Source organism: Achromobacter deleyi (assembly GCF_013116765.2).
Lineage (GTDB): Bacteria > Pseudomonadota > Gammaproteobacteria > Burkholderiales > Burkholderiaceae_B > Achromobacter > Achromobacter deleyi_A.
Window position 1 is genome coordinate 1,858,931 of the sequence record NZ_CP074375.1, and the last position, 11,568, is coordinate 1,870,498.

Here is an 11,568-nt window from a genome sequence, read left to right on the forward strand (position 1 = left end):
ACCATTATTGGGATCCACTCCGGCCGTGCAACCAAAGGGATTATTGCTACCACCCGCTCCCCCGGCCCCTCCTCCGTATATCTGAGTATTTGGGTGCAGCGAGCCTACGCCTCCAGCTTGACCTCCGTTGCCGCCATCGCCCGGGGGCATCGGCAAGTCTCCAATCAGGTCGCCATCCGTGTCATACCGAATGTCACCGCCCCCACCGCCCCCGCCGCCCGCGCCGCCGACCCCGTCGCCACCGCGCCCCCCTTGGTGTGACGCAGGGCTGTATGCGCTGCCGCCCCCTCCACCACCTCCACCTCCGGCCCCGCCTTGCAAAAGCCCCAGGTTCATCAACACCGCGCCATCCGCTTCAAGGCGAACGCCGTGTCCGCCTTGGCCACCCTTGCCGCCCACCCCACCAACGCCGTCAGCCCTCACGGCACCACCGCCACCGCCACCGCCACCGCCGCCGCCGCCGCCCGCTCCGCCGCTCAGGCGATCGGTGCTCCCGACCACAAATGGCGTTGTATCCGTCACCACGATGGCAACTTGGCCGTCGCCGCCATCTCCGCCCGCCTGGCGGGCCGCGCCCCCCAGGCCGGGAGCACCACTAGCTCCAATAATGTCCAAACCCCACACTTCGGCGGGCATGAATATCGCCACGCCGGCAACGACAAGCGCCGCCCGGCTCGCGCGAACACCCGACAACCGCCCGCCAAAATAATTATTAATAGATCGCACTCAACCACCTTGCATAGATTCAGCCGTATGGATGCCTGCAGTTCCACGCCGTGCATATAGCTATGCAAGTATTCAATTGAATAATGTTGGGCGCAGGCGCTCGTTTAGCGTCGCCATGCTATGCGATTGATTTACATGAGTATTGAGTATTAACACTCAACATCACGATTTAAAATAAAACCACCCGAATTGCTGAGTAATAACACTCAGATTGAAAATATTCGCAGCATCGGAAGGAATTAGTATCACAGCAGAAATCAAAATAAATAACTGACAATATTCGAGCCATCCATTGGAAGTTTGCGGAGTCCGGAAAATCAGCCCGTTCTCCAGACCCGCAAGCCCGCCCAGATGCCGGCCAGGCAGGCCACGCCAAACAACCACCCGGACAAGGCGCCCGCCATCACGCCCGACAGCAAGGTGCCGACGGTGCAGCCCAGCGCCGTCATGCCGCCCCACCCCATCAGCACGCCGCCCGCGAAATTGCGAACGATGTTCCGCAGGGAAGGAAGCTGCGGCCTGAAGGCCCCTGCCGCCAGCGCGGCCGCCCACGCGCCCGCCACCAGCGCAAGCACGAAGGCGCCGTTGTTCGACAGCAAGACGCGCTTGACCACCGTGGCGCAGCCCGCGAAGGTATCCAGCCCTTCAAGCCGCGCCGGCAGCCAGCCCGATGCGGATGCCGCCGTGCGCGCCAGGCTGCCCAGCTCGGCGGTCACGCCCAGCGGCGCGATGCGCAGGTAGGCGACGACACCGATGAAGCCCACCAGGATGCCGCCCACGGCGGGCGGCCAGCGATCCCGCAGGACGGCGCGCCACATCGGCGCGGATGGCTGCGCGGGCGGATCCGCGCGTAGTCCGGCGCGATTCAGCGCCCACGCCAGCGCCACCAGCACGCCGCACTGAAGCAGCGCGCTGCCGCCGTAGCCCAGGTGCTGCGGCAGCCACACCACCGGCGCTTCCTGGATCATGGACAGGTACAGCGCATTCCATGACGCGAATCCCAGCACGAAGCCCAGCGCCGCTCCCAGCAAAGCGAATGGCGAGGCCAGCGCGCCTTCGCCCAGGCGGTAGAAATGCGCGCTGATGCATGACCCCGACACCCGCATGCCGACGCCAAAGACAAACGCGCCGGCGACCAGCGCCAGGCTGACCGGCCCGATATGCGCGCCGGGCGGCAAACGGCCCGCGGCCGGTATGGGCAGGAAGGCGCCGAACACCGCGTGATAGCCCAGCACGCCCACGCCCAGCGCGATCAGCACCGCATACAAGCCGGCGGTTTCGCGGCGTTCGATGAAATCCCGCGCGATGCAATAGAAGCAGAAGCGCGAGCGTTGCAGCACGATGCCGAAGGCCGCACCCAGCAGGATGGACAGCGACAGGCTGCGGCCTCCCTCGGGCAGGGAGGACAGCAGCCAGGCGGCAAGGAAGGTGGCCGCCAGCACCAGGGCGGCCGCAATATGGCGCAGGACGACCACTCAGGTCTTGCCCCACACCGTGCCCGCCGGATTGCTGATGGGCGATCCGACACTGTTGCCGTACTCGGTCCACGAGCCATCGTAGTTGCGCACGTCATAGCCCAGCAGCTTGCTCAGCGCGAACCACGAATGGCTGGAACGCTCGCCGATGCGGCAGTAGGTGATGATGGGCTGGCTGCCGTCCACGCCGGCGGCCTTGTAGATGGCCCTGAGTTCGTCGGCGGACTTGAAGGTGCCGTCGTCGGCGACGAGCTTGCTCCAGGTGACGTTCACGGCGCCGGGCACATGGCCCGCGCGCACCGCCAGTTCCGGCACGCCGTTGGGGGCAAAGATCTTGCCGTTGTATTCGTCCGCCGAACGGATGTCGACCAGCACGCCCTGCTTTTCCTTGCGGGCGACGGCCAGCACGTCCTGCAGGCGCGCGCGCAGGGCCGGGTTGGCCTCCTTGATGCGCACCGTGCCCGCCGCGTGGATCTTGGCGCTGTTGGACAGCGGACGTCCTTCCGCCTCCCACTTCTTGCGGCCGCCGTCCAGGATCTTCACGTTGTCCACGCCGTAGATATCAAAGATCCAGGCGCCCCAGGCGGCGAACCAGTTGTTGTTGTCGCCGTAAAGAATGGTGGTTGTGTCGGCGTTGATGCCGGAGCGCGCCAACAGGGCCTGGAACTGCGGCGGCGGCGCGATGTCGCGGTTCACGGTGTCCACCAGGTCCGTATGCCAGCTGGCATTGGCCGCGCCGGGGATATGACCGCGTTCGTACAGGCCGGGATTCACGCTGACTTCAACCACCCTGACCTTGGGATCGTTGAGGTTCTTTTCAAGCCATTCGGTGGTGACCAGGTATTTGGCGTGCTGCGCGGCGGCCGGGAAGGCGGCCAAGGTTGCCGCAGCGGCAAACGCGCCGGCCAGCAATTTGCGAGGGGACATCGGATTCTCCTGAGATGGGCGGCTGACGAGCCCTGGGAATCCAGACGATATCGGCTCGCCCCGTGGCGGCGAACGACATTGTTTTTATATTCTGATTACTGATTCAGATACTTGTAAGGTTTTTGGCCGGCCTCAAACAGAACGGCGCGCCTGAGCGCGCCGTTCCTGTTCAGCCCTGGCGCTCCCGCGCCACCGACCGCGCAAGCGACACATGCTTGGCCAGGAGGATCGCATCCGCCTGCGCCGGATCACGGCGCTGCAAGCGCTCTTCCTCGCTCGGCTCCAGCTCGGCCGCCTGCACCAGCGACAGCAGGCTGCGAGTCTTCGACTCCGACACCGGGGTGGTGTTGTCGTCAACCAGCTCGCCCTTCATGTACGTCTGCACGCGCATGGACAGGTGGCGGGATTGCGTGAGGGTCGCCGCCGCCAGCAGGCCTTCCTCGTAGCGGATGTCGGTCTGACTGCTGGTCTTATCGTTGATCTGATAGAAACGATAGTTCTGCGAGTCCTTATCCTTGCTCAGTTCCAGCTGCATCTGGGGCGTCAGCGCGGTGTGGTAGCTGGCGGCCAGGTTCGAGCTCTGTTCCTGCTTGACGGCCAGGTCGAAGAAGGGCCGCCCGCTGACGCTGCTGCTCTGCGCGACCTGGTAGGTGAACTGGTCGATTTCACTGGTCTTGTACGGATTGGTCATCTCCAAGGTCTGCGAGACCGAGGCCGAGAAATCCGCCACGCCGGAAAGCAGGCTGCGATAGGTGTAGCCAGCCGCCACGCGGCTGGGCGCCTGGCTGGACGGCGCGGCCCCCGCTTCGTAGGTCTTGTGCAATTCGGTGAACGCATCCTTGAACAGCGCCATCAGGTCGGCGTCGCCCTTGCCCCGGCCTTGCGCGGCATCGAACTGCTGCAGGTAGTCGCCGACCGCCGCCGCCCGTTGCTGCTCGTTGCCGAACACCGCCGGCTTGCTCACGTCGACGTCGACCTTCACCACCCCGGCCGCGCTCTTGACCGTCAAAGACCGCTGCTTGCTGTCGGCGACGAAATCGATCGTCTGCGCCATCACGCCATTGTTGCTGGAGGTGGCCTGCAGGGACACCGACGACAACACCGCCGTGTCGAACTTTGTCAGGCCGGCCAACGCCATGCGCGGAGGCACGGAGGCGAGCCCATCGACCGCGTCCTGGAACGACTTGGACAGGCCGGCGATCGCATTGCGCTCGACTTCCGACAGTTCGCCGTCGGTCACTTCGATCTGCACGGCCAGGCCATCCGCGCTGTTGCCCAGCGTCACGGCGACCTTCGCGCCACTGGCGGTGGTGATGCGCAGCGTGTAGCTATCGTCGGATTGCCCGGGCAGCCGGGCCGCCATCGCGTCCGTAAGCCCGTCCAGCGATTCCGAAGCGCGCGGCAGCACGGCGGACTGCGAGAAATTGCCGCCATCGGTCTTGAACCGCGCCAGCAGCGCCGACGCCACACCCTCCAGGCGGCCGGCCGCGGTCCGGGCCAGCACCGCGTTCGCCATGGCCGTGGATACCGGATCGACGACGTCCCGATCCCAGGCCACCCCGGAAGTCGAGACCGAGGACGGCGGCGAATACGTCAGCGTCGTGCCGGCTCCCTGGCCCAGGGTGACCGACGTGGACGAAGGAACGGCTGGCGAGTTAGAAATGGTAACCGCGCGCCCGTCGCCGGACGATGCCGGTATAGGATTTATCGCGGTGAGCGAGCCCACTGAAGAAATGGATGTCAAGGCGTCTACCCCTCCCGGGGGGCCATGAGCATCGTTGCCCATCTGTCTCCCCCTTGGTTGCATGAGGTGTAACGGCAGAATTGAGCCGGAATTAAGCCCTATTTCCGGGCATCCCCTCAGCCAGTAATCGTGCCGCCTTTGGCCCGCCCCCCGCCTATACCTTTGCACGACGCGCCAAGCCCAGCGCAGTATGTTCGACCGGCGCGCAAGGCCCTAGTCTGTTCCTGCGGTACACCTACCCCCTGGAGAAACTGACCATGAGCATCATCACCACCCCCGACGGCGTTGATATCTTCTACAAGGACTGGGGCCCCAAGACGGCCCAGCCCATTGTTTTCCATCACGGCTGGCCGCTGTCCTCCGACGACTGGGACGCGCAGATGCTGTTCTTCGTCGCCCAGGGCTTTCGCGTCATTGCCCACGACAGGCGCGGCCATGGCCGCTCAAGCCAGGTCAGCGACGGCCATGACATGGACCACTACGCCGCCGACGCGGCCGCCGTGGCTGCGCACCTGGACCTGCGCAACGCCGTGCACATCGGCCACTCCACGGGCGGCGGCGAAGTCGCGCGCTATGTGGCCAGGCATGGCGAGCCGCAAGGCCGCGTCGCCAAGGCGATCCTGGTCAGCGCCGTCCCGCCCCTCATGGTCAAGACCGAGGCCAATCCGGGCGGCACGCCCCTCGAGGTGTTCGACGGCTTTCGCAAGGCGCTGGCCGACAACCGCGCCCAGTTCTTCCTGGATGTGGCCGCCGGCCCGTTCTACGGCTTCAACCGGTCGGGCGCCAAAGTCTCCCAGGGCGTGATCGACAACTGGTGGCGCCAGGGCATGATCGGCAGCGCCAAGGCGCATTACGAAGGCATCAAGGCCTTCTCCGAAACCGATCAGACCGAGGACCTGAAGGCGATCAGCGTTCCGACGCTGCTCCTGCATGGCGACGACGACCAGATCGTGCCGATCGACGACGCCTCGCGCCTGGCGGTGAAGCTGCTGAAGCACGGCACCCTCAAGGTGTATCCGGGCTTTCCGCACGGCATGCTGACCACCCATGCCGAGGTGCTGAACGCGGACCTGCTCGCCTTCATCAAGGGCTGAACGCGCGCCTGGTCGCCGCCCTAGCCGGCGGCGATCAGGCGGATGCCCGCGCTGCCGTCGCGCTCCAGCTGCGCCACCAGCCCCAGTTCCCAATCCAGGTATTCGCGAAAGCCCTGGTCGCGCGCCGACAGGTCGTCGAACAGATAGGGACTGATACTTTGGTCGTCATCCCCGGTCAGCACGCCCGCCGCGCCCGTCGCCAGTTCCAGCCCCTGCGCCTTCCAGGCCCGGGTGCCCCCCAGCAGATACTGAACCGGCCGATTGGCGCGCCAGGACAGCTCCGCCGCCACCGTGCTGGCCAGCACACCGTCCGAGGACGTCAGCACGACCGTGCGCCGCTCATCGGCCGACAGGAACTCCGCCAGGCGGTCGGGGGCTGAAAAGCTCGCGCCCGGCACATGGCCGCGCTCATACGCGACGCGGGATTCGACGTCGAACACGATTGCGCTGTCCGCATCCAGCGCGGCACGCAGCGCGGTCGCTCGCAGCGCCGACGCATCCGGGCGGTGGCGCAGTACGCGCCGCGGCTCGGCGCCGCTTTGCAGCGGCGCCAGCGCCGGCGGCTGGTACAGATAGACCTCGACGGCGCCCAATTGGGCCAGCCAGGCGCCGGTCGTCAGCGCCCGCACGCCATCCCAGTCCGCCAGCACCACCCGCGCGCGGCGCGTGGCCAGGTATTCGTCGGTGGCCTGCACCAGCTGGCCGCCGGGCGCCCACCGCCAGCCTTCCAGATGCCCCGTCTCGTATTCCTCGCGGGTGCGGACGTCGAACTTGTACAGGGTGCGCGCGCCCTGCTCCGCTTCGAATGCCTGCAGGGCGGCCGCGTCGATATAGCCGATGCCGGCGCGCTGCGCCACATCCCGCGCCTGCTCGCGGGCGGCGGCCAGCGATTGCTCGCCCGGTTCCGGCAAGGCCGCGTGCCGGCCATAGGCCAGCTCCCTGCCCGACAGCAGCCATTCCATGGTGCCGTTGCGCAGCGAGGCGACGCGATTGGGGATGCCGGCGTCGATCAGCGTCTGCGCGCCCACGATGCTGCGCGTGCGGCCCGCGCAGTTCACCACCACGAAGGTCTTGGGATCGGGCGCCAGCTCACCGATGCGGTAGACCAGCTCCGCGCCCGGCAGGCTGTGCGAGAACGGCAGCGTGAAATTGTGGAATTCCTCGGGCGTGCGGCTGTCGACCACCACGATGTCGTCGCCGCGCGCCACGCGCTCATGCAGTTCGTCCACGTCGATCCAGGGCGTGTGCTTCTCGTGTTCGATGACTTCGCCAAACGCCTTGCTGTGGACGTTGGTGCCCGAGAACAGCTCGCGCCCCTCGCGCTCCCAGCCATCGGTTCCGCCGGCCAGCACCGAGATGTCCGTCCAGCCCAGCCGGGTCAGCTTGGCCGCGGCCTGATCCGCCAGCGTCTCGTCATCGTCGACCAGCACGATGCGCGTATCGCGGCGCGGCACCAGCCGGTCGGCCAGCAACTCCAGGCGCCACAGCGGCGCGGGCGCGGCATGCAGCAGATGGCGCCGGGCATAGCGCCCGGCCTCGCGCACATCCAGCACGGCGAGCTCGCCTTCGCCGCGCAATTCGTCCTGCAGTTCCTGGGCGGACAGGCGCGCGTGATGGATGGCGGCCGGCGGCGAGAACCTGCGGTACGTCCCGCCCCCGGTGCTCTCGAACACCACCCGGCCATGCAGCCGGTCCAGCGCCAGCCCATAGAAATGCAGGTGCGCGCCGGGCTGATCCCCGACCAGCTCGATGGTGTGGACATCGTCCGGGCCCAACACGATCGAATTGCCCGGCCCCACATCCACGCGCCGCAAGTGGGTCAGCGTGTCGCGCGAGGGATCCGCGCTCCTGGCCCGCGCATAGACCTCGTTGCGCTCGTCGCCGGCCACGCCGGCGATGATGGCCCAGGTAGTGTGGTCGTGCGGGGGCTGAGCGCGGCCGGGTTCGCCCAGCGACAGATAGAGCGCGTAGCCGCCGTCGATGTCCTCGGCCAGCCGGTAGATCGACGTGGGCCGGCCGGGCACCACGGGAAAGGCCTCGGCCGGAAACAGGTCCCGGCGCAGCCCCAGCGCCTGCAGCCGCTGCGCGACCTCCTGCAATTGCTCGCCCCTGGCGTGGGCCGCAACGGGCGCCAGCCGCTTCGCGTCGGCGATGAAGGCGCGCACGGCCTGTGCGCGTTCGGTGTGCTTGCCCTGCGCGGTCGTGGCCGCTGATGATGAAGTGCTCATGAGGTGACCCGGGTATCCGTGAATGAAGAATGGGTCAGCCTACGTCCCGCGCCGCGGGCCGGACAAGGTAGAAATGCTTCTATGAATATGCGGGCGGCGTTCCAGGCAAGGCGATTCAGGCGTCGCCCTTCAGCTCGCGCTCCACGACCTCGCGCGTCAGCGTGGGCACGAACATCTCGACGAAGTGAAAGGCGTAGCCGCGCAGCCAGGCCCCGCGGCGGATGGCCAGCCGCGTCAGGTTGATCTCGAACAGGTGGCGCGCGTCGATGGCGCACAGGCGGGTGTCGCGCTCGGCATCCCAGGCCACGGCCGCCACGATGCCCACGCCCAGCTCCAGTTCCACATAGGTCTTGATCACATCCGCGTCCATGGCGGTCATGACGATGTCCGGCGTGATGCCCGCCCGCGCAAAGGCCTCGTCGATATGCGCCCGGCCCGTGTATCCGCGCCCATAGGTGATGATGGGATAGCGCGACAGCTGCGACAGGCTGACCCCGTCGTGCTGGCGCTCCAGCGGATGGCCGCGGGGCACGATGATGCTGTGGCTCCAGCGATAGCACGGCAGGTTCACCAGCCCGGGATAGTCGGCCACGGCCTCCGTGGCCACGCCGATATCGGCCTCGCCTTCCAGCAGCATCTCGGAAACCTGCTTGGGCGAGCCCTGATGCAGGTGCAGCACCACTTCGGGATAGCGCTGGCGGAATTCCTTGATGACGGGCGGCAAGGCATAGCGTGCCTGCGAATGCGTGGCTGCGATGGACAGGACGCCCGTCCGGCTGTCCGCGTACTCCGCGCCCGCATGGCGGATGTTGTCGGCGCATTGCAGAATCTGCTCCACCAGCGGCAGGATCAGCTCGCCGGGCGGGGTCAGGCCAATCAGCCGTTTGCCCGAGCGCACGAAGATGTCCACGCCCACCTCTTCCTCCAGTTCCCGGATCTGCCGGCTGACGCCGGGCTGCGAGGTATGGAGGCTTTCGGAGACATCGGTCAGGTTGAAGTCCTGGCGCACGGCTTCGCGCACGGAACGGAGTTGCTGAAAATTCATCGCGCGCGCCTCAGCCCAGAATGGCCAGTTGATTGCCGGAGGGGTCCTTCACGTACATGACGCGGGGCAGAACGTCGGGCAGCGAACAGACCGGATGATGGCCCGCCAGGCGCAGGCGGGCCAGGATGTCGTCATAGGCGTGGGCCTTGATGGCCAGATAATCCGGCCTGACCGCGCGGCTGACCTCTTCCACCGGAGACAGCGACAGGGTGGCCTCGCCCAGCGCGAAGCGCAGGCGGTCGTCGCCGGCGCTGGCCACTTCGTCCAGGCCGATGACGCGCAGGTAGAACTCGCGCACCGCTTCCTGCCGGTGCGACAGGAAAGAAAGCTGTACCGATTCGATCGAAAGAATAGAAGACATGCCCTGCCGCCAGCCGTGGAACAGGGCAAATTCTAGTACCCGGAAGTACAACCGGACAAAGAGGTTGTAATTGCTTCTACATAGCCAGAAACCCTAAAGAGAATGGCTCATTTGCATATGCCTCAGGCGCTGCGGCGCATGGCGTCGCGGGTGGCGCCGAAGGCCCGCTCCAGGTCGTCGATCAGGTCCAGGGGGTTCTCCAGCCCGATATGCAGGCGCACGACGGAATGGGCCTGGGCCGCGTCCCGCCAATAGCTGTGTTCGGCCAGGCGCTCGGGCGCGGCCTCCAGCGCCAGGCTCTCGTAGCCGCCCCAGGATGCGCCGATGGAAAAGTACTTGAGCGCATCGATGAACCGCGCGGCGGCGGCCGCCTCGGGATGCTTGAAGACAAATGACACCAGGCCGCTGGCGCCGCTGAAGTCGCGCCGCCACAGCGCATGGCCGGGGTCCTGCGGCAACGCCGGATAGTAGACCCGCTCCACGTCCGCATGGCGCCCCAGGTACTCGGCCACGCTCAGCGCGTTCTGATGATGGCGCGCGAGCCGCACGTCCAGCGTGCGCAGGCCGCGCAGCGTCAGGTAGGCGTCGTCCGCGCCCACCGACAGGCCCAGCGCGTCATAGGCCACGCCGATGCGCTGGGACAATTCCGCGCTGTCCACCGTCACCACGCCCATCATCACGTCGGAATGGCCCGCCAGATACTTGGTGGCGGCCTGGATCGAGATATGCGCGCCCAGCGCCAGCGGCTGGTAGTACAGCCCGCCGCTCCAGGTGTTGTCGGCGGCCACCAGCACGCCGTGGCGCCTGGCCACCGCCGCCAGCGCCGGCAGGTCCAGCACCTCATACAGCAGCGAGCTGGGCGATTCCAGATACAGCAGCCGCGTGTTCGGACGGATGCGCGATTCCAGGTCGTCCCGCGCGGGCGAGAAATACTCCACCTCGATGCCGTAGCGTTGCAACAAGGACTTGTCGACCTTGCGCACGGGCGAATAGACGCTGTCAGATACCAGCGCGTGATCGCCGGGCGCCAGCGTCGCCAGCAGCACCAGGACGATGGCCGACAGGCCCGAGGGCGCCAGCACGGTGCGATAGCCGCCCTCCAGCGAGGCCACGGCCTGTTCCAGCGCCTGATGCGTGTCCAGGCCGTGGCGGCCATACGTGGCGACGCGCTCGCCCGCGGCGCGCTGCCGGTTCAGCGCGGCGTGGGCCGCGGTATCGGCAAAACGGACCGTGCTGGTGCGCACCACCGGCACGTTCACCGGCCCTGAGCCGCCCTTCAGTTCAGGCGAACCGGCATGCACCAGCCGGGTCTGGACGTGGGCCTGATCGCGGCTCATGCGCGCACCTCCTGGCCAGGCTTCATCTGGATGGCGTTGTAGTTCACGATTTCTCCGGTCGCCAGATCGATGCCGATGCGGCCCGACAGGGTTTCCAGCGGCTGGCCGTAAAGATGGAAATGCAGGGTGGGCGTATCGCCCGTCACGTGGATGCTGTGGATGTCGTCGGCCAGAAAGGACACGGACTGGCCCGGCTGCACCACCACTTCGCGCACCTGTTCCAGGGTGGCCCGGCCGGCCTGCGAGCCATCGTCGCTGCGCCGGTAGACCCGGTTCAGTTCCTGGCCCGACAACGCCACGATCACGGCCCAGGTGGTGTGATTGTGCGGCAAGGTGGTCTTGCCCGGATTGATCGAATTCAGGTAGAGCGCCGGCGCGCCCGCCGCGTCGTCGGGATTGAGGCGATAGCGGGTCGACGCGCCCACGCCCTGCCCGGCCGCGGGCGGCGGGAAGTCGGTCACGGGAAACAGCTCGCGGTGCTGCGCCAGTTGTTCCAGGCGCGCAGTAACGGCGGCCAGCTGCTCGCGCGTGACGAGGTCGGCGGCCAGCAGGCGGCGGATGTCGGACAGGGCCGCCTGCACGTGCTGGCGGCGTTCGGCGGCAAGATGGGATTCAGTGGTCATGCTGTGCT

The 11,568-nt window shown here is 67.0% G+C and carries 10 protein-coding genes; 2 read left to right on the plus strand and 8 right to left on the minus strand.

Annotated elements, in window-relative coordinates; genetic code table 11:
• The first annotated feature begins 315 nt into the window (after window positions 1-315).
• Window positions 316-786 (plus strand): hypothetical protein, encoded by a 471-nt coding sequence (locus HLG70_RS08345; RefSeq protein ID WP_171662225.1) that lies wholly within the window; start codon window positions 316-318, stop codon window positions 784-786.
• Window positions 787-1,043: 257 nt separating this feature from the next.
• Here the strand turns inward: HLG70_RS08345 and HLG70_RS08350 are convergent, their stop codons facing one another.
• From HLG70_RS08350 to HLG70_RS08360, 3 genes are all read right to left on the minus strand, one after another.
• Entirely contained in the window at window positions 1,044-2,201 is a 1,158-nt protein-coding gene (locus HLG70_RS08350) for a YeeE/YedE family protein (RefSeq protein ID WP_234103002.1), read from the minus strand.
• Window positions 2,202-3,128, minus strand: coding sequence for a sulfurtransferase (locus HLG70_RS08355; RefSeq protein ID WP_171662224.1), 927 nt, complete (start codon window positions 3,126-3,128; stop codon window positions 2,202-2,204).
• Between the two features lie 169 nt (window positions 3,129-3,297).
• Entirely contained in the window at window positions 3,298-4,872 is a 1,575-nt protein-coding gene (locus tag HLG70_RS08360; protein WP_171662223.1) for a hypothetical protein, read from the minus strand.
• Between the two features lie 257 nt (window positions 4,873-5,129).
• Here HLG70_RS08360 and HLG70_RS08365 point away from each other — a divergent pair, with 257 nt between their 5' ends.
• Window positions 5,130-5,966 carry an alpha/beta fold hydrolase gene (locus tag HLG70_RS08365; RefSeq protein WP_171662222.1) on the plus strand — a complete coding sequence of 279 codons (837 nt, stop codon included), beginning with the start codon at window positions 5,130-5,132 and terminating at the stop codon, window positions 5,964-5,966.
• Window positions 5,967-5,986: 20 nt separating this feature from the next.
• Here the strand turns inward: HLG70_RS08365 and HLG70_RS08370 are convergent, their stop codons facing one another.
• The 5 genes from HLG70_RS08370 to HLG70_RS08390 form a co-directional block, all read right to left on the minus strand.
• Window positions 5,987-8,194 (minus strand): rhodanese-like domain-containing protein, encoded by a 2,208-nt coding sequence (locus HLG70_RS08370; RefSeq protein WP_171662221.1) that lies wholly within the window; start codon window positions 8,192-8,194, stop codon window positions 5,987-5,989.
• 115 nt (window positions 8,195-8,309) lie between these two features.
• Entirely contained in the window at window positions 8,310-9,239 is a 930-nt protein-coding gene (locus tag HLG70_RS08375) for a CysB family HTH-type transcriptional regulator (protein WP_171662220.1), read from the minus strand.
• Between the two features lie 10 nt (window positions 9,240-9,249).
• Entirely contained in the window at window positions 9,250-9,600 is a 351-nt protein-coding gene (locus HLG70_RS08380) for a VOC family protein (protein WP_171662219.1), read from the minus strand.
• A gap of 122 nt (window positions 9,601-9,722) precedes the next feature.
• Window positions 9,723-10,937 (minus strand): cystathionine beta-lyase, encoded by a 1,215-nt coding sequence (metC, locus tag HLG70_RS08385; protein ID WP_171662218.1) that lies wholly within the window; start codon window positions 10,935-10,937, stop codon window positions 9,723-9,725.
• A complete protein-coding gene (locus HLG70_RS08390; protein WP_171662217.1) occupies window positions 10,934-11,560 on the minus strand; it encodes a cysteine dioxygenase family protein in 627 nt (208 codons plus the stop codon). Before HLG70_RS08390 ends, metC begins: the two co-directional genes overlap by 4 nt.
• Window positions 11,561-11,568 lie beyond the last annotated feature (8 nt).

Bases quoted from the DNA above. Each gene is read 5' to 3' on its own strand.
- HLG70_RS08365 (WP_171662222.1), top strand. From the start codon at position 5,130: ATGAGCATCATCACCACCCCCGACGGCGTTGATATCTTCTACAAGGAC.
- HLG70_RS08370 (WP_171662221.1), bottom strand. From the start codon at position 8,194: ATGAGCACTTCATCATCAGCGGCCACGACCGCGCAGGGCAAGCACACC.
- metC (WP_171662218.1), bottom strand. From the start codon at position 10,937: ATGAGCCGCGATCAGGCCCACGTCCAGACCCGGCTGGTGCATGCCGGT.
- HLG70_RS08380 (WP_171662219.1), bottom strand. From the start codon at position 9,600: ATGTCTTCTATTCTTTCGATCGAATCGGTACAGCTTTCTTTCCTGTCG.
- HLG70_RS08390 (WP_171662217.1), bottom strand. From the start codon at position 11,560: ATGACCACTGAATCCCATCTTGCCGCCGAACGCCGCCAGCACGTGCAG.
- HLG70_RS08375 (WP_171662220.1), bottom strand. From the start codon at position 9,239: ATGAATTTTCAGCAACTCCGTTCCGTGCGCGAAGCCGTGCGCCAGGAC.
- HLG70_RS08355 (WP_171662224.1), bottom strand. From the start codon at position 3,128: ATGTCCCCTCGCAAATTGCTGGCCGGCGCGTTTGCCGCTGCGGCAACC.